The 17,926-nt window shown below is 68.3% G+C and carries 18 protein-coding genes; 14 read left to right on the top strand and 4 right to left on the bottom strand.

Annotated elements, in window-relative coordinates; translation table 11 throughout:
* From ACIBAE_RS15250 to ACIBAE_RS15240, 3 genes are all read left to right on the top strand, one after another.
* Positions 1 to 735, top strand: a complete 735-nt coding sequence (locus ACIBAE_RS15250) for a thioesterase II family protein (protein WP_399285216.1) — start codon at positions 1 to 3, stop codon at positions 733 to 735.
* Complete coding sequence (locus tag ACIBAE_RS15245) at positions 726 to 1,550, top strand: SDR family oxidoreductase (RefSeq protein ID WP_399285214.1); 825 nt, start codon at positions 726 to 728, stop codon at positions 1,548 to 1,550. The genes ACIBAE_RS15250 and ACIBAE_RS15245 overlap by 10 nt, the downstream gene beginning before the upstream one ends.
* Before the next feature lie 83 nt (positions 1,551 to 1,633).
* The gene (locus ACIBAE_RS15240) at positions 1,634 to 4,384 is read left to right on the top strand and encodes an amino acid adenylation domain-containing protein (protein ID WP_399285213.1); all 2,751 of its coding nucleotides are present in this window, start codon (positions 1,634 to 1,636) and stop codon (positions 4,382 to 4,384) included.
* Between the two features lie 526 nt (positions 4,385 to 4,910).
* Here the strand turns inward: ACIBAE_RS15240 and ACIBAE_RS15235 are convergent.
* From ACIBAE_RS15235 to ACIBAE_RS15225, 3 genes are all read right to left on the bottom strand, one after another.
* Positions 4,911 to 6,503 (bottom strand): DUF262 domain-containing protein, encoded by a 1,593-nt coding sequence (locus tag ACIBAE_RS15235; RefSeq protein ID WP_399285211.1) that lies wholly within the window; start codon positions 6,501 to 6,503, stop codon positions 4,911 to 4,913.
* 648 nt (positions 6,504 to 7,151) lie between these two features.
* The gene (locus ACIBAE_RS15230; RefSeq protein ID WP_399285209.1) at positions 7,152 to 7,835 is read right to left on the bottom strand and encodes an HAD family hydrolase; all 684 of its coding nucleotides are present in this window, start codon (positions 7,833 to 7,835) and stop codon (positions 7,152 to 7,154) included.
* Positions 7,832 to 8,680: a GntR family transcriptional regulator gene (locus ACIBAE_RS15225; RefSeq protein ID WP_399285207.1), complete on the bottom strand. Its 849-nt coding sequence runs from the start codon at positions 8,678 to 8,680 to the stop codon at positions 7,832 to 7,834. Before ACIBAE_RS15225 ends, ACIBAE_RS15230 begins: the two co-directional genes overlap by 4 nt.
* A 539-nt stretch (positions 8,681 to 9,219) precedes the next feature.
* On the opposite strand from ACIBAE_RS15225, the gene ACIBAE_RS15220 reads away from it, so the two are divergent.
* The 11 genes from ACIBAE_RS15220 (at position 9,220) to ACIBAE_RS15170 (ending at position 16,796) form a co-directional block, all read left to right on the top strand.
* Entirely contained in the window at positions 9,220 to 9,672 is a 453-nt protein-coding gene (locus ACIBAE_RS15220) for a protein kilB (RefSeq protein WP_399285205.1), read from the top strand.
* 39 nt (positions 9,673 to 9,711) lie between these two features.
* Positions 9,712 to 9,903: a hypothetical protein gene (locus ACIBAE_RS15215; protein ID WP_399285203.1), complete on the top strand. Its 192-nt coding sequence runs from the start codon at positions 9,712 to 9,714 to the stop codon at positions 9,901 to 9,903.
* 145 nt (positions 9,904 to 10,048) lie between these two features.
* The gene (locus ACIBAE_RS15210) at positions 10,049 to 10,318 is read left to right on the top strand and encodes a DUF6284 family protein (protein WP_399285201.1); all 270 of its coding nucleotides are present in this window, start codon (positions 10,049 to 10,051) and stop codon (positions 10,316 to 10,318) included.
* Entirely contained in the window at positions 10,315 to 10,776 is a 462-nt protein-coding gene (locus tag ACIBAE_RS15205; RefSeq protein ID WP_399285199.1) for a Pycsar system effector family protein, read from the top strand. The genes ACIBAE_RS15210 and ACIBAE_RS15205 overlap by 4 nt, the downstream gene beginning before the upstream one ends.
* Positions 10,773 to 11,621, top strand: a complete 849-nt coding sequence (locus tag ACIBAE_RS15200; RefSeq protein WP_399285196.1) for a DUF2637 domain-containing protein — start codon at positions 10,773 to 10,775, stop codon at positions 11,619 to 11,621. The genes ACIBAE_RS15205 and ACIBAE_RS15200 overlap by 4 nt, the downstream gene beginning before the upstream one ends.
* Complete coding sequence (locus tag ACIBAE_RS15195; protein ID WP_399285194.1) at positions 11,618 to 12,268, top strand: GGDEF domain-containing protein; 651 nt, start codon at positions 11,618 to 11,620, stop codon at positions 12,266 to 12,268. The genes ACIBAE_RS15200 and ACIBAE_RS15195 overlap by 4 nt, the downstream gene beginning before the upstream one ends.
* The gene (locus ACIBAE_RS15190) at positions 12,268 to 12,657 is read left to right on the top strand and encodes an RRQRL motif-containing zinc-binding protein (RefSeq protein WP_399285192.1); all 390 of its coding nucleotides are present in this window, start codon (positions 12,268 to 12,270) and stop codon (positions 12,655 to 12,657) included. Before ACIBAE_RS15195 ends, ACIBAE_RS15190 begins: the two co-directional genes overlap by 1 nt.
* Positions 12,654 to 13,220 (top strand): hypothetical protein, encoded by a 567-nt coding sequence (locus ACIBAE_RS15185; RefSeq protein ID WP_399285190.1) that lies wholly within the window; start codon positions 12,654 to 12,656, stop codon positions 13,218 to 13,220. The genes ACIBAE_RS15190 and ACIBAE_RS15185 overlap by 4 nt, the downstream gene beginning before the upstream one ends.
* 115 nt (positions 13,221 to 13,335) lie before the next feature.
* Positions 13,336 to 15,471 carry an ATP-binding protein gene (locus ACIBAE_RS15180; RefSeq protein WP_399285188.1) on the top strand — a complete coding sequence of 712 codons (2,136 nt, stop codon included), beginning with the start codon at positions 13,336 to 13,338 and terminating at the stop codon, positions 15,469 to 15,471.
* Between the two features lie 206 nt (positions 15,472 to 15,677).
* Positions 15,678 to 16,136 carry a hypothetical protein gene (locus ACIBAE_RS15175; RefSeq protein WP_399285186.1) on the top strand — a complete coding sequence of 153 codons (459 nt, stop codon included), beginning with the start codon at positions 15,678 to 15,680 and terminating at the stop codon, positions 16,134 to 16,136.
* Between the two features lie 51 nt (positions 16,137 to 16,187).
* Positions 16,188 to 16,796: an XF1762 family protein gene (locus ACIBAE_RS15170; protein WP_399285184.1), complete on the top strand. Its 609-nt coding sequence runs from the start codon at positions 16,188 to 16,190 to the stop codon at positions 16,794 to 16,796.
* Between the two features lie 6 nt (positions 16,797 to 16,802).
* Here ACIBAE_RS15170 and ACIBAE_RS15165 read toward each other — a convergent pair whose 3' ends face one another.
* Positions 16,803 to 17,828, bottom strand: coding sequence for a hypothetical protein (locus ACIBAE_RS15165; protein WP_399285183.1), 1,026 nt, complete (start codon positions 17,826 to 17,828; stop codon positions 16,803 to 16,805).
* Positions 17,829 to 17,926 lie beyond the last annotated feature (98 nt).

Below are 17,926 nucleotides of genomic sequence, written 5' to 3'. Positions count from 1 at the left end.
ATGACCGTCAGCACCACCCTGGTCTGCCTGCCCTTCGCCGGTGCGGGGGCCTCCTTCTACCGCCCGTGGCAGCGGCTCACCGGCGACGGTCTGACCCTGCTCCCGCTGCAGCTCCCGGGCCGGGAGCGGCGGATCGACGAGGACCCGTACACCGACGCCCATACCGCCGCCGACGGCCTGCTGGCCGATCTCCGTGACTCCCTCGGCACCTCGCAAGAGCCCCACAGGATCGCGCTGTTCGGCCACAGCCTCGGCGCCGTACTCGCCTACGAGCTGGCGCACCGGCTGGTCGCCGAACCGGGCTTCGCGCTGGTCCGGCTGTTCGTCAGCGGCTCCCCGCAGCCCTCGGAGCCGCGGGCCCGCCGCGCCACCGGGCTGCCGGACGACGCGTTCCTCGCGCGCGTGAACGAGTTCGCCGGCTACACGCACGAGGCGCTCGAAGACCCCGAGATGCGTGAGCTGATCCTCCCGGCCCTGCGGGCGGACGTCGAGATGCACGAAAACTACGTGCCGCGTACGGACCTGCCGCTGCCCGCCCCCATCACCTCCGTGCGCGGTGCCGACGACGAGCTGGTCACCCGCGACGAGGCCGCCGCCTGGTCGAAGGTCGCGGGCGGGGACTTCCGGTCCGTCGAACTGGCCGGCGGTCACATGTATCTCGCCGATTCCGCTCAGGCGCTGCTGGACGTCATCTCGGGCGACGTCGGCCGAACGGCGGGCGGGCCGTGCGCCTGAAGGGGAAGGTCGTCGTGGTCACCGGGGCGGCCCGCGGCCTCGGCCGCGCCACCTCGGTGGCGTGCGCCGCCGAGGGCGCCGACCTGGTACTGCTCGATCTCTGCGGCGACCTGCCCGGCGTGCCGTATCCGCTCGGTACGGCGGGCCAGCTGGAGCACACCGCGACGCTGTGCCGCAAGGCGGGCGCCGCGGTGCTCACGGCGGAGTGCGACGTACGGGATCTGCGCTCGGTGGAATCGGCGCTCGCGCTGGCCGAGGGCCGGTTCGGCCGGATCGACGGCGTCGTCAACAACGCCGGGATCGCGGCGCCTTCGGGCAAGCCGGCGCACGAGATCAGCGAGGACGAGTGGTCGCTGATGATCGATGTCGACCTGTCCGGGGCCTGGCGGGTGATCCGTACGGTCGGCAAGGCGATGAGCGAGCGCCGCTCGGGCAGCATCGTCAACGTCGCCTCCACGGCGGGGCTGGTCGGATATCGGCACTTCGCCGGGTATGTGGCGGCCAAGCACGGCCTGGTCGGGCTGACGAAGGCCGCCGCGCTCGACTACGCGCCCACGAAGGTCCGGGTCAACGCGGTCTGTCCCGGATCGGTACGCGACGACTCGGCCGCGGAGGGCCGGATGCTCACCGAGATCGCCCGGGCGCTCGACGTACCGGTGAGCGAGCACGAGCGGACGTTCGTCGAGGCACAGCCGATGAACGCGCTGATCGAGCCGGAGGACGTCGCCTCCGCCGTGGTCTACCTGGTCTCGGACGACTCCCGGCAGGTGACCGGGTCGGTGCTGACCGTCGACGGCGGATTCACCGCCCGCTGAAGGGCCGTCGCACCGACAGCCGAAATGACGAGGCGAATGAGCGAGGCCGGACGAGCGAGGCCGAACAGACAGGGAGGACACCCGTGCTGGGTGCACAATGCCATGCGGTCCGCGTCCGGCTGACCGCTCCACCGGTACCCGAGCGGGCGCTCGGCGCCCGGCTGACCGCCGCGGGGCCCTGGCGGCTGTGGGTGGACGACATACCGGCCGGGGCGGCGGAGCCGCTCGCCCTGCGCCGCCGCGCGGCCGAGCTGAACCGGCCGTCGGCCGGAGTACGGTGTGTCCTCCTGCGGTACGCCGACGGCGAGGCGGACCTGGTGATCGTGGCGGACCGGAGCCGGCTGGACCGGCACGGACTGCGGCACCTGATCGCCGTACTGACCGGGACGCGGCCCCCCTCGCTGTGCCCACCGCCCGCCGCGGGGCGTGCCGGGACGTGGGCCGAGGGCCCCGCGCCGGAGTGGGGCCAGGGGGAGCCGGGCTCTGTCCCGCACGGTACGCACCACCTCGACCTGGCGGACGACGGCAGCACGGACACGGCCGGCCTACTGGCCGCGCTCGCCCTCACTCTGAGCCGCTACGAGGGCCATGGCGCGACGGGGAGCGTGGTCGTCGCGACCGACCGCTCCGGTGCGCTGGAGATCGCGGCGGAGCCGACCGCCACCCTCGCGGATCTGCGCGAGGCCTCGCCGGCCCGGGTGGACGGTCCCGTCACGGCCGGGCTGATCGACGGGACGGACCCCGGCCCCGGGCGAACGCCCGGCGACGGTATCCGGCGGGGCGGCGACGGCCTCGGGCCGCTCGGCGACGAGTATCTGCCCTGCCTCGCCCCGCTGTTCCCACTGACGGTCGCGGTCTCCCCGCTGCCGGACGGAGGCTCGCGCCTGTGGTGCTCGTACCGGCGCAGCCACTTCTCCCCCGAGGCCGTCGAACAGTTCGCCCGGCATCTGGCCCACGTGTACGGGCAGTCGACGCGCGCGTCGCGGACTCCGGTCGCCGACGTGGAACTGCTGGACGCCCCGGAGCGGGACAGAGTCGCGCGGCTCGGGCGCCCCTCCGCCACCTGCCCGGACGAGCGGATCACGCTGCCCGAGGCATTCCGGCGGACCGCGTCCGTGACGCCCGACGCCGTGGCGGTGTGTGAGGGAGACGTACGGCTCACCTACCGCGAGCTGGACGACCGGTCCTCCCTTCTCGCGGCCGGCCTGCGGGCACACGGGGTCCGGGACGGCGACCGGGTGGGCGTCTGTCTGGAGCGGACGGCGGAGCTGGTCGTCACCATGCTCGGTGTGCTCAAGGCGGGTGCGGCGTACGTACCGTCCGACCCGGCCTATCCCGCCGACCGTCTCACCTACACGGCGGCGGACGCGGGGCTGGGTGTGGTCGTCACCCGGCTGTCCGAGTTCCCGCGCGGTGGGCGCACGACCACGCTGACCCCCGACGAGCTGTCAGCGGCGGCGCGCGGCGCCTCGCGGACGCCCGCGACCGAGGCGGCTCACCCGGCGACCACCCCGGACGATCCGGCGTACGTCATCTACACCTCGGGTTCCACCGGGCGTCCCAAGGGGGTGGTCGTCCCGCACCGCAACGTCGTCTCCCTCGTCGAGGCCACCCGCGGCGACTACCGGCTGGGGAGCGACGACGTATGGACGCTGTTCCACTCCGGAGCCTTCGACTTCTCGGTGTGGGAAGTCTGGGGCTGCCTGCTGACGGGGGGACGGCTGGTGGTGGTGCCGTACTTCGTCTCGCGTGACCCCGGCGAGTTCCGCGATCTGCTGGTCGCCGAGCGGGTCACGGTCCTCAGCCAGACCCCGACCGCCTTCTCGCAGCTGCTCCAGGTCGATCACGGCGAACTCGGCGTCCGCTTGGTGGTGTTCGGCGGCGAGCCGCTGGACAGCCGGATGCTGCCGCCCTGGTTCGACCGGCACCCCGAAAAGGTGTGCCGCATGGTGAACATGTTCGGCATCACCGAGACGACCGTGCACGTCACCGCCCAGACCATGACCCGCGAACTCGCCCTGGCGGGGTCGCGCTCCGTGGGCGCCGCCCTGCCCGGCTGGCATCTGTACGTGACCGACTCGCGCGGCCGGCTGGTGCCCCCCGGGGTGAGCGGCGAGATTTGCGTGGGCGGCGCCGGAGTGGCCCTCGGCTATCTCAACCAGCCCGAACTGACCGCCCAGCGGTTCGTGGCCGACCCGTACACCGGCGGACGGATGTACCGCAGCGGCGACCTCGGCCGGCTGCTGCCCGACGGGAGGCTCGAACACCTCGGCCGCATCGACAGCCAGGTGAAGATCCGCGGCTTCCGGATCGAGCTCGACGAGATCCGCTCCGTACTCCTGGAGGACCGGGACGTCCAGGCGGCGGCCGTCGTGGTCCGCCGGGACGACCCGGCCGATCCCGCCGCCGCCCGGCTGGACGCCTACGTCGTACCGGCCGACGGCGGAACCGGCGCGGACACCCCGGGGATCCGCAAGCGCGCCGCCGGCATCCTGCCCGAGCACATGGTCCCCGCCACGGTCACAGCCCTCCGTACGCTCCCCCTGACGACGAACGGCAAACTCGACGCCGCCCGCCTCCCGGCCCCGGCCCGGTCCCCGGCTTCCCGGCCGGCCGAGGCCGACACGGTCGCCGGACTCGCCGAAGCTCTCCGGGACATCTGGGCGACCGTCCTGGGCACCCCCGTCGGCCTGGACGACGACTTCTTCGAGCTGGGTGGCAACTCCCTCTTCGCGGTGCGCGTGAGCGCGGCCCTCCGTGCCCGCGGCCTCCCGTCCCTGCCCTTGCGCGACCTCTACCGGACGCCGACGATCCGTGCCCTGACCAAGGACTGAAGCGATCATGAGGCTCCGGAAGAGGCATCCAGCCGCCGCGATCTGATCCCGGAGAGCACAAAACCCCAGGTCACAAGCTAGGTGACCTGGGGTTTTCGCTGAGCCCCCTGTCGGATTCGAACCGACGACCTACGCATTACAAGTTGTCCGATCTTGATCCGGTGACGTCCGCTGGCATCCGCCGCACGGCTCCCGCACCTGTTCAGAGAACCTGCCACACCTTGCGGACGTCGATGGACCACCACGGAAGGGGATGTGATTGAGACCGCAATTGAGACCACGCCCCTCCGCCCCGAACACCATCAGGCCGAACCGCCGACATCGGCCGACCTTTAGCTCGTCAGCGGCCCTACGGCAGCACCTAGCCGGTTCGCCATTACCTGCGCCCCGCGTGCCCTTCGCCCTTTGGCAGCCTTCTCGATCTGGCACGCGGCGACACCCGTGCGGAAAGTTCAACTATCTTGACGTCCAGGGGCCCTCACCTCGAATTAGATTCTCCAGCAGAGTCAATCTCGTAGATGGAGTATCAGGCTCGGGAACCGCACAACTTCTTTGCAGCCTGCACCAAAAGATCCGTTCGCTCTTCGAGAAAAGCAGAGAAATCGTCCCTGAACAGGGAATCGGGCAGCAGTGCACCGTTTTGGATTGCCTCAATATCGGCAGGCATATCGGCACGATAAACTGACGGCGCACAGTCGCTAATCTTTCTATTCTCCGCCCGTGAAATGATCGCGAAGTTGGCGAGGCAATTCGCGACTTTCTCGGCCGGAGGATTAGAAAGTTTCCTGAGGTGCGATCGCGGAAAACAATGGTGATATTCGTGCCGATTTGGCTCGGCGAGCACCTTATCCAATTCGACGCCTTGGCCGGACAAGAATGACTTGGGCTTGAGACTCGCCAATAGGAGGATCATGGTTTTAGTCGCTACCGTCCGACTATTGAATTGATTTCCAGTGAAGAAGCGTTCATTGACATCAACAGGGATATCTTCAAGGATCGTGCTGGTGCCGTTTCTCAGCTCAAGAGCCGCCTCCACGTCACGCTTGATATTTCGCCCGGGGTTCCCGCTATAGCGATGGCCAAACGAACTACGCCAGAACCAGCGGAGGAGCACGGTCCGCTCATCATTCGTGATCGGTTGCGACTGACGCACCGAGAAGAAAGTCGCGAGCGGAATCAACTGAGCCGAGTAGGGCATGAATTTGAGATGCCGGATCCCCAGATTCGTTCGCACGAAATCGATAGCTAGCCCTAGCGCCTTTTCAACGATCTCGAACGATACCCGCACATCGCTTCCGTTGATATTTACAAGCGATTCAGGTGCAGGGTCACCCTGCAAAATCGCGGAGCAGCAGCGGAGCATTAGATCATTATCAGTTCCAATACTACCGAATCCGAAGTTCTCGAACGTCTCTGCCAGAGCAAGGAATTTCTCTTGCAAATCAAAATCTTCACTCCAGGTCCAAGCGGTAAGGAGTTCAAACATCGTCAGTTCGACGCCCATCCGGTTTACGCGCTCGAAGACAATGGCAACACTTGTCCTATCCTCGGATTCGAACGTTTCAACTGGAATCAGAGCTTCTTTAAACCTCTCCTGAACCTTCACGATTTCGACATTGCGATCGACAGTTAGAGGCTTAGTAGCCGAAGAAAAAGCCACTGGGTCAAAGAAACAGTTGAGCGGGAAGTAGCGGTCAGGGGCCTGCATGATCTCTGACTCTTGCAGGGCCACAAAGCGCGTGCCCTGAGCATCCCCCTCAGCCTTAAAGTCATAGTAAACTGGAAGCCAAACTTCGGGGTTCTCCTGCTTCGGTGTCAACTCGGTCTGAAAAGTAGAGAAAATAGAAGTTAGTCGCTGCTGCCCGTCGAGCACGTAATCTACCGGATAGTCCTTCTCCGGGGGGCGGAGTTCAAAGCCACCCAACTCCTTCTCTGTCTTCAGAGCGGTTCTCGTACGCCAGAGAAGTACCGACCCAAATGGAAATCCTTTATAAATGCTATCCATGAGGAGGGCAGCACTGGTCGGCTCCCAAATGTAGCTTCGTTGGAATCCAGGCACGCGCATAGTTCCATTGTGAATTCGCTCAATGGCCTTACGCAACGGCAGTGGCTCACTCACAGAATACCCCCAGAATGACTACAGAGTGCGATCGGTTCGATCGTACTGGACGCCGGATTCCTTTTTCGACTCTTTGTGGAAATACGGACTGAAACTCACCCCGGCGAGCGCGTCAGCGCCGTCTGCGTGGTCCACTGCGGCTCGCACACCGCCGGGATACTGCCGAACCCGTCTACCAGGGCCGCGTCACCATGTGCACGAACAACGACGGCAGCACCGACCGCAGAATCGCCGCGCCTAGAGCGAACCCGAAGTCCGCCACAAGGGCGAGGACTTGGAGACGCAACGCGGCGCGGGCCGCGCGCCCGTGGCCGGCCGAAGAGGAGTAACCCCCGCCTTGACCCTGGTCGATTCTGGCCAAAGGTTGGCCAGACGCCCTGGTCAACACTAGGAACCGGCGGCGGCGGAGTGAGACAGGGGGAAAGTAGAAGGGGTGCCCCTCATTGGGGGCCACCCCTTCTGACCAGCATCTACGCTGACCTGCACGGTGGGTGTGGGATTTGAACCCACGGTGACATCGCTTCTACGACGGTTTTTAAGACCAGCCGCTTAGCCGCTCCGAAAGCAGCCCCGACCTGCCCAAATGCCACTCACCTCCACGCTGGCGCGCCGATCTTGGCCGCAGGATGGCCACAGGCCCCTGACGGATCACCTGAGAGCGTCCGCGATGGCGTCCATCGAGTCGGTCACCGCCACGGCGCCCGCCGCCACCAACTTGGCTTCCTTTCCAGGCTTGTTGGCGTAGCCGATGGTGGCCACCTCCACGGCGCGCCCGGCCTGCACGTCGCGCGCCGCGTCCCCGACAAAGACGCACGACGCGGGCGCGGTAGACGCGGCGGACAGGGCATCGAGTAGCAAGCGCGGGTTGGGTTTCATGGAAGTCGGGTCGCCCGGCACTCGTCCGAACACCCCCGCGATGTCGCCGCTGAGCCCGTGATCATCGAGATAGGCGCGGATCGCGTCACCCGAGTTGTTGCTAATGATCCAGACGGAGCGGCCCGATTCGGCACAGGCGCGAATGACGGCTTCCCCGCCAACGGTCCGCTCAGCGAGGGCAACCGCCTCCACCTCCAATCGCGTCAGCGTCTCGTCCGCCGTGGCCGCCAAGTCCGGACGCATGTCGGCAACGTGCCGCAGCAGCGCGAGCGGGTCTGTCTCCGCCGCCCAATCCGCGGGGGCATCCACGGTGAGGACGGGAAGGAGCGCGCCGTACAGCTGGCGCGCGACGTCGGGCGCGGGCAGGCCGGCGAAGACCGAACAGACCGGGCCATCGAAGTCGAGGAGAACGTGCTTGACGGGTCGAAGCACGTCTGCGAGGGAGTTCGTGTTCATGGCTGCCGCTCATAGGAAATGGTGTTCCACACACTGTCGAACCAGAGCTGAGCCTGCTGAATGTAGAGCGATCCCAACGACGCGTCATCCGGTCCAGCAGAGTGGTGAAAGAGCGTCGTGTCCTTGCCGGTGACGTCGAAGAACGTACGCGGCTCGCCTTCGACGGAGAGGGACCGTTCACGCAGCGGGTAGAACCCGAAAAACGCTTCCCGCCGGTTCAGGATGTACAGCTTGAACAGGCTGGACGCCTTGTGAACGCGCACCTCAACGCTGACTGACTTCACCAGTCCGTACTCTGCGAGCACTTCCACAGAGTGTTTGATACCGCCGGCATTCGTCAGGGCGATGTTCCGCGCCCGATCACGTAGCGCGACTTCATCCTGTAGTCCGTCGACCAGAACGGGAACTGCCATGGGCACGGTTGTGTCGGGCAGAAGCAGGCGAACCGTGATGGATTCCGGGGTGAGCCGACCCGATCGGATCTTGTCTAGCGGTTCCTGCATGGCGTTGTACAGGGTTTCGCTGGAGAAACCGGCGAAGTCGAGAGTCACTTGCGGCTCGGCAAACGCCGCCTCGATGTGGGGCCGGAGCCCTACCGGGCGCTCCGTACGCTCCCGCACGAATGACCCGCTCCCCTGGCGAGTGATGATCAGGCCCTCACTCCGCAGTAGCTCTAGAGCCTTGTCCACGGTGCCGCGCGCCACGGTGTAGCGCCGGGCCAGCTCAGGGCCGGAGGGAAGTTTGTCGCCGGGGGCGAACCCTTCTTTCTTCGTAAGGATCGCAGCTCGCAGAGAGCTGCTGACCTGCTGATACGGCGGGCGCGGGTCATCCGGGTCAAGGCTCATCCACCCATCCTAAGCCACATGCCCAACATGCACGGGTCACCCAGCTCTCTTGACCTGCCTAAGCAGGTTGTCTATGTTGAGCATGTCACCGCGAACGAAGCGGAGACATCGAGAAGGGGCCTTCTTTGGGCTGCTTCGAACTGCACAGCAAGGGGCCCGGGATAGATCGGGCCGAGGGACCCGGACCCCTGGTCAACCGGAGGGCATCGAGACCGAAAGGTCATGTCTCTGCCTGAAACGGGAGCTCGTGTTCCCGAAGGAGACACATCGTCCATGTCCGCCCGAGATGAGGGGGTTGTCCATGTTCCAACGAAGTAGTGGGGCGTCATCTGCCGCTGGACCGGCACAGGTGACCACGCCCCATTGCGTCGGTGACCACGCGACATCGGTCACCACTTCCCACCCGTGATCCCCGTGGATAGCGCGGGGCCGGTTGCCTCCTCCGCCCGTCCGGGTCGCTGCGTGCGATGCCGTACGGGCGGGGTTGAGGGGAGCCGGAACATCTCCGGACCTGCACCGATACCGCAGGAAAGGTAGTCATGACAGGAACGATCCTTGCGATTCTCGGGACGCTGGCCGGGACGCTGGTTGCCGGGTTCATGCAGCACCGGACCACCTCCCGTACCGCGCGGGACGCGGTGGTCGAGCGGCGGCGTCAGGCGTTGGCCGAAGCGGTCCCGGCGCTGCTGGCCGCGCTGGTCCGCCACCGCGAACAGCAGTACTTGAAGATCGTGGCCCGCCGGGAAGGTGAGCCCGAGACGGCCGAGGCGCGGCAGGTGCGGTACGCGGCCCGGTCGGGTGTGACCGGGGCCATGGACACGCTCCACATGGCCACGGACCACCCCGCCCTGCTCGCTCTCGCGCAGGAAGCGGTGGACGCGGCTTTCGCGCTCGGAGACGTGCCGGCCCAAGAGCTGGACGCGGCGGGACTGCGGGCCCGCCAGGCACACACCGCACTACGCACCGCCGGCGCCGCGCACCTCTACGCCTGACCACCCCACCGTCGCACCACCCGATTGAGGAGAAACCCCATGCTCGGACGACGACGCCACACCGACGCTCAGGCCGCGCTTACCCAGCAGGCCGATGACCTCAAGTGCGCGGCCCGCGCGAAGAAGTGGGGCATGGACGACAGCGCGAAGAAGTGGAAGGCCAGCGCGGATGCCGCGTTCGGCGACTTCGCCCGCATCACGAAGGAAGAGCACGACCGCAAGAAGAAGTAGCAGTCACCCCCGATGGTGACCCTCACGGGCCGGCGGGTTCGACTCCCGCCCGGGGCACTCCAACCAAACAACGGCGCGCGGCCCCGGTGGTGAGACACCGGGGCCGCTGTTCGAGCCGTGTCACCTACCAGGGAGAACCCGACTCATGCCTTACATCGGTACTGATCAGACGGTCGTTACGGCCGCCTCGTACGACGGCGAGCCGACGGCCGCCGAGCTGGACGCGATCGAGATCGAGATGCCGCTCATCCGGGCGGAGGTGGAACTCCTCGACGCGCAGATCATGACCCTGGACCGTCCGGCCAACGAGCTGGACACCCGCCGGGTCCGCCGGGCCCGCCGCCGCGTGCTGGCCGCCCGCCGGGAGCTCTCGAACCGGGGCACCACGATGAGTACGTCCGGGGGTGCCGCGTGAGCACCGACCTGGACAAGAGGCTGACCGCCGCGCACGCCGAGGTGAAAGCGGAGATCGCCCGCACCGACACCAAGACGTCGTTGCTGCTGGCGTTCATCGGCGCCCTGCTGGCCGGGGTGTGGACGGTCGCCAAGGACGCACCCCTGCCGGTCGCCGCGCTGGTCGTCGGTGGCTTGGGTGTGGGCCTGTTGCTGGTTGCGGCGGGTCTGCTGCTGCGGGCGGTGCGACCGAACATGTCCGGCGCGGCCGTGGCGGGCTTCCCCTACTGGGCCCGGCTTACCGCTGAGGAGATCCGTACCGCGCTGGCGGAAGACCGGCGCGGTGCGGACATCGCGAATCTCTCCCGTATCGCCGTGGCCAAGTTCCGTCGCCTGTCCCGCGCGGTCGATCTGACCTGCGCGGCCGGCGTGCTGCTGATCCTGGCCGCTGTGATCGCGATCGGGGGTGGGCTGGCATGAACCGCACCGCCAAGACCCTGCTTGTCCTCGCCCTGGTCGGTGTGGTCGGGATGGCGTTTCGGGTGTCGTGGAACGCGTTGCGGGACGTGGCCCGTGCGATCGGCGCGGACGCGACCGGGGCCACCCTGTACCCGTTCGTAGTGGACGGCCTGATGGCCCTAGCGCTGGTCGCCGCGCTGGTTCTGGTGGGGGACGATCGCCGGTTCGCGCTGCGGGTGCTGGCCGCCTACACGGTCGCCTCGCTGGTCCTGAACTACGTGCACGGTCTCGTCCCCGGCCTGCACAGTCGGGCGGTCGACTGGGGACAGTTGGCCGACTGGAACCCCGCCAACTGGGCGCTGGTCCTGCTCGCCACGTCGCTCCCGGTCGGGTCGATCTACTTCGGTTCCGACCTCGTGGCGAAGGTGTTGCACCACCGACCGGCCCCGATCACAGATCAGGATGTATCGCCGCAGGTCATCGCAAATCGGTTGGGGTCTGACCTGCGGGAGTCGACCCCCGCAACGCCTGCCAAGGTGGCGGCGCTCCCCGCCCCCGCCGCTGTCGAGTCGGTGCCGGAAGTCGAGCCGACCGAGACGGCGCCGGTAACGGCCGTCGACGCTGTCGAGTCGCGTCCGCGTCGGTCGACGGGTCCGGTACCTGAGTCGGCCCGCACACCCCGACCGACCCGCACCCCAGATCAACTCCTCACCGAGGCGCGGTCGGCTACGGCTGACTGGCCGGACGCGGACCTGACGGCCGAAGCGGTCCGCAAGGCCGTCCGGACGTCGTCCGCCAACGCCCGCACACTGCGCGACGCACTGCGGGCCGAGCGCGCCGAAACGCGTGAGGCGGTGACGGTATGAGCGCCGTTCTGACCGTGCTGGCCACCGCCGGGCCGCTCGCGGCCGGATGGTCCGCCCACCTGTACGTACTGCGCCGCCGGTTGAGTACTGCCCGCCGCGACCCGCTCACCGGGCTGCGCACCAGGGACGGCTTCACCCGCCGCGCCACCACCCTGCTCAAAGATGAGCGGGCGGTGGTGCTGCTCGCGGACGTGGACCGCTTCAAGCAGATCAACGACACCTTCGGCCACGCCGCCGGGGACGCGCTGCTCAAAGCAACGGCGGACCGGCTCGCACACTACGTCGGCCCTACCGGGGTCGCCGGACGGCTGGGCGGTGACGAATTCGCCGCAGTGGTCATCGACAAACACAACACGGTCGCCGACCTGCTGACCGTCCTTCACGGGGTCCTCGCCCGGCCGGCCGCCGGCCTGGACCCGGCGGTGCACACCACGGTCTCCCTCGGCTGGGCCCGCGTGGCGGACTTTCCGGGCGAGGACCTGTCGGGTCTGCTGCGCCGGGCGGATGAGGCGATGTACGCGGCCAAACAGGCGCGGGCGGGTGTCCGGCGGGCCGGTCTCGGCATGCTCTTCGCCACCCTGACCGGCCGCCGCTCCGGCCGGCGTGGCGCCCGCACCACCGCCCCTGACCTGGGGCGGGCGGCCTGATGTCGGCCCGGTTCTTCGACCCGGACGGCGACCTGTACGGCCTCCCGACATTCCCTTTCCGTATGGCCCCGGACGGCTACGCGACGCGCCGCCAGCTCCGGGCCGACGGCCTGCGGCCCGGGGGCCAGCCGGCCGCCGCGCAACTTCTGTGGTTCTCCAACCGCCGCCGCCGCACCGGCCAGCCCCCGACGCTCCGTGTCGCCTACCTCTACCACCGCGACCTCGCCAAGCCCGTACGGCCCATGACCCCGGGCCGTGCGGCGGCGCTCGCCAAGGCGATGCTCGCCCGCCGCACCTGCCCGGAATGCCACACGGACACGGGGTACTGCATCCCGCGCTCGCTCGGCATGTGCGTCACGTGCGCCTATCCCGATTCGGAGACTCCGTGAAGCTCACCCTCAGCACACACAAGCTGTCCGGCCACCGCTCCACCCTCCGCACCGCCAAGGGCATCACCGACAAGGCCGTACGCCTGGTCGACCGGCAGGTCAGGGGGACCATGCCGGACGTCGACGTCGTCCTGACCACCGAGCGCGGCATGGTCGACCTGATGGTTGCCGCCGACCTCGCTCTTGCCGGCGCGGACGACCGCCGCTCCCAGCACCGAGCCACCAGCAACGCCCGGCAGGCCGCCCGCGACATCCTCGCGGTCGCCCTGCCCTGCCCGGACGGATCGGCACTGATCGTGATCCGGGCGGACAAGCACGCGACACCGGGCGCGTTCGCCGTGACGGTCGTGCACGAGCTGGTCCACGCCGTGCAGTTCAGCCGCAGGGACGTCACCGAGCACCACGTCCGGCAACTGCGTGCCGAACTCGGTATCCAGCGCCAGACCGGCCGGCAGGCCCGGCAGTACGAGCGGCTGCTTCGCGAGCACGAGGGCGAGGCGTACAGCAACGAGTACCTCGCCGACCACATCGTGCCCGGCGCCACCGCCGCCCGCGCCGCCTGACCACACCCTCACCAGTTCAGCGCGCCCCGGGGTGGCCGCGCCCGGCCAAGGAATCGCGGCCACCCCGGCTCTCTCTCACTCCCGCCCCGTTGGGGCAGTCAGGAGCACTTCCAGCATGTCCGAGAACGTCGTACAGCTCCACAAGAACACCGACCCCCCAGCGGACGATCCGGCGCCTGTCACGATGCTCACCGTCGTTGACGCCCCGCCGGCCCCGCAGCCCGTACCGCTGTGGGTGCGCTCGGGGCGCGCGGTCAAGACGGCCCTCACGCACGAGTCGACCCGTTCGACGGCGCGGGCGGTCGTCCGGCACGGTCTCTACACGTTCAACGGCGGGCGGATCGTGGCCCGCCGTACCTGGGACGGCCGTACCGGTGCCCGCTACGAGCGGATGCTTCGCGCGGCGGAAGCCGCGGGAAACCATGAGCTGGCCACCGAGTGGGAAGAGCGGTTGCAGCACTTCCGCGACGCCCGGCACCGCCGCCGCATGGACCTGCTCACCTCACCCGTCGACGTCGCCAAGGGCGCCGCTGTCGGCACCGGGATGAGCATCGGCCTGCTCATCGCCCTGGGCGTCGTGATGGCCATCAACACCGGATCGGTCGGGGACGTGATCACGCCCCTGTCCGCGACGGTCGACTTCATCGCCCTGCTGATCCGGATCGTGCAGGTGGTGTGGGGCCCGGCGCTCACGATCGGCCCGCTGCTCGCGCTACTGGCCCTGTGGTCGGTCGGCCGCAAGCAGCACGCCGCCCCCGCATGGGCCCTGCCCGCCAACATCCGCAACGGCGAGGGCGAGCCCATCACCCCCTCAATCGTGGTCAAGGCCCTGCGCGACCTCGGAGTCCCGGCCCTGGGCCGGGCCATCAAGGAGATGGGCGACGCCGGCGCATCCATGCTCGGACCCATCCGCATCGCCGGATGCGGCGTCGAAGTCGACGTCACCCTGCCCTCCGGGGTGTCGACCAACGAGGTCCAGAGCAAGCGCAGGAAGCTCGCCGAGAACCTGAGCCGACACGAGCACGAGGTGTTCATCACCATCCCCACCGCCGCCCGCACCGTGCGCCTGTGGGTCGCCGACTCCGGCGCCCTGGACGAGCCCATCGGCCCCTCTCCGCTGGTCACCGACGAGTCGATGACCGCCGACTACATCAAGGGACGGGCCCCGTGGGGGCAGGATCTGCGCGGCGACGCGGCGAGCCTGAGCCTCTACCAGCGCCACCTTCTGATCACCGGCCTGTCGAACCAGGGCAAGACTGCCGCGCTGCGGGCGCTCGCCCTGTGGCTGGCCCTTGACCGGTCCGTCGAGTTCTGGATGGGCGACCTCAAAGGTGTGGGCGACTGGGACATGTTCGACGGTCTCGCCGCCCGGCTCATCCAGGGACCGACCGACGAACACGTCATCCAGGTCACCGAGATGGTCGAAGACGCCGTGGAGGAGATGAACCGTCGTCTCCAGGCGCCGCCCGGCACCGTGTTCCCGCTGCTGGTCGTCATCGTGGACGAAGCACAGATGGCGTTCATGTGCCCGGCCGTCGGAGACGACAAGCGGCCCTACGGCGGATCCAAGGCCACCTCCCGGTACTTCATGGGCGTCCGCAGGATCCACAACCAGGGCCGGGCAGTCAACGTCCTGATGTGGCAGGGCACCCAGGACCCCACCGACCAGAACCTTCCCAAACTGGTCCGCGAGGGCGCCCACACCCGCGCCTCCCTCGCGCTGGGCACCGAGTCCCAGGCCCGCATGGCCCTCGGGGACAAGGCCGTCGACGGCGGCGCCGCCCCCAACCTGCTGCGCCCCGGCCTGGACAAGGGCACGCTGGTCGTCGCCTCCGACGGCATCGCCATCCCCGCCGGCCAGGCATCCATCACCGTACGCACGCACTACATCAGCACCGACGACGCCAAGGACATCGCGGAGCGGGCCAAGGCACTGCGCGACGGCGTCACCACCCTGCACGTCATCGACCGGGGCGAGGACCGCGACACACTCGCCGACATCGCCTCAGTCATCGGCGACGCCCCCCGGGTGCGCACCAAAGACGTCCTCGCTCGCCTCGCGATGCTCAGCGAAGACGCCTACGGCGCCTGGTCATTCATCGACCTCAAGCGCGTCCTGGACGACGCAGCACCGGACGGCCCGGACCTCGCCTACAAGTCCGACGGCGTCATGGTCGTCGGCCGCGACCGCCTCGCCCGCGCCCTCGCCAACCGCGACGAGACCGGTTCCGGTTCCGGTTCCGCTGCCTGACGGCAGGGAAGCGACCACCCCAGGGTCAGGGAGGGAGGGAGAACTCCCTGAACACCTCCCTGACCCGCCTCCCTGGCCCTGAGCTGCACAAATGATCGCTCAGGGAGTCAGGGAGGCCCGCAGGTCAGACCCCCCAAACACCCTCCACAGCACCCCGGGCAGGGGGTGCCCACGCCTCCCTGCCCCACCCCCGGAAGGGATTCCGCATGTACCCCGACCACACCCACCAGCCGCACGCACAGCGGGCCGTGGAAGTCCACCAGCCCACGCCCCTCGCCCCCGTGACCGCGGCGCCGCTCGTGCCGATGCAGCCGGGCAGCGTCCCGACCGTGGCGAGCATCGTCCTCACGGACGGCCGTGTCGTCACCGGCTACGCCATCGCCCCCGCGCAGCCGGCACCGCTCGCGGCCAAGCCGCCCGTATCGCGAGCCGCGGTGAACGTCGCCCTCGGCGGCGTCGGGTTCCTCGCCGTGTGCGGCGGACTCCTCATGCTCACCGCCTTCATCACCGCCCTGACCGCGTTCATCACCCAGCTCATCATCCTGGCCGCGGTCATCTTCGGCGGATGGATCGCCGTACAGGTCCTCGGCACCGGACGCAGCAACGGCGGGACCACAGTCAACATCCGCAAAGCCGTGATCAAGCGCAACCACTTCGGCGGCTGAGGGGGTGCCGTGACAGCCCCGCCCAACGCGCAGAGGCTGCACATACAGCCCATGAGGTGGAAGGCAGCGTGCGCCTACGTCGCAGAACACCACCGCCACCACGCCCCGCCGCAGGGACACCAATTCTCCCTTGGTGTCCACACCCAGGAGGGCCGCTTGGTTGGCGTCGCGATCGTGGGACGTCCCGTCAACCGTCACCTCGACAACGGACTGACCGTTGAGGTCACCCGCGTGGCGACAGACGGCACCCCCAACGCCTGCTCCGCCCTCTACGCAGCTGCATGGCGCACCGCCCGCGCTGCTGGATACCGGCGCGCCATCACCTACACCCAAAACGGGGAGAGCGGAGCCAGCCTGAAAGCCGCGGGGTGGCGCAAGGTCGCCGATCTCCCCGCTCGGGGCGGTTGGAACAGCCCGAGCCGGCCGCGATGCGCTCTCGGCACCGAGAACGTGGCACGGGCGCTGTGGGAAGTCACGACCCACAACGCCCCTCCGCTTTTCGCGCCTTGTGATGAAACCCGTGACGGAACGGGGAGCGCTCAAAGCCGTAGACGCTGCTCAGAGTGCCGCGAGCCGATCGCGGCAGCTGCTACGGGGCGCCCCGCGCGTTACTGCTCGCCGGCCTGCCGGCAACGCGCCTACCGAAAACGCAGCCGCTGAACCCGCTCACGCCTCTTCGGAGGCGAGCGGCCAGCCGGCGAATCCGTTCGCGGTCCGGTAAACCAGCGCCACACCCTGCTCGGCAAGGAGGGCCTGCACGTCCGTAGTGGGCGCGCTCGGCAACAAAACAGCGACACGCAACCCCTCATTACCGGGGACGTGACGGCGGTAGTCGGCAAGCTGCCCGATCGCCATACGGACGTTGGCCCGGCTCGTCAGCCCCTTGGCCTCGAACAGCACGTGATCCGTCGCGTCATACAGATCAGGGGTCAACGCGCCCGGCTCCCCCTCGATGGTGAACTGGAAACTGTGGCTCTTGTGCCCCGCGGCCGTCAAGTGGGCCACGAACGCCTTGACCAACTCACCCTCACGGCGAAGCACCTTGCGCTTCCCGGCGGGGATGTCCGCGACCGTTTCCGCGGTGTTGTGCTGCTCGGTCTTCTTGACCTTCGCACCGCTCTGCGCGGGCAGTTCAACCGGCTCCGGCAACTCGGTCACCGGGTTGGTGATCTCGTAGCCGGATGCGGTGGCGGGCTGCTGCCAGTCAGCCTCCGTCCACGCCGGCGTCGTACCCGGCGCCGGCCGGAACCGGAACACCAGCGCATCCCGCATGACCTTGTCCTTGCCGGGACCGCGGCGCACGTCGTATGCCTTTACGGGGTCCACCACCATCTGGCCGATGTACCGCTGCCGCATGGCCGCACTGTCGGGCATCTTGCCGTCCGCGACGAACAGGTGAATCTCACGATTCTTCTCGGCAGCAGTCAGCAGTGACCCGTTGCGGCCAGACGGCTTCTGAGGCCCGTTCGCGCCGGCACCGGTGTACAGGTACAGCGGCCCGAACTCGTCGTCCTCCGCACGGCCGTCAAAGGTGTAGCCGTACTCCTCGCCCGCAGATGGGTCGGAGTACACGAACACTTTGCCGGCATCGTCGGCCGGTTCGATCCCCTGGAACGTGCCACACCCGTAGATCGCGGCGATCTCCTCGCGGCTCGTAAGCACGCCCGGCGAAAGATCAAAACTCGTCGTCATGCCGCGACGATAACCGCCCCCACTGACAACCTGCCGACCCATTTCCCTCTGGTCGCAGGTGAAAGGGCGGCCCCCGTCTCGCCAAAGTCACGGGCCGC

Origin of the sequence: Streptomyces sp. NPDC051569, assembly GCF_044454085.1 — a bacterium.
Taxonomy (GTDB): Bacteria; Actinomycetota; Actinomycetes; order Streptomycetales; family Streptomycetaceae; genus Streptomyces.
Note: the sequence above shows the minus strand (reverse complement) of the source record. Positions and strands in the feature narration are given on the sequence as shown.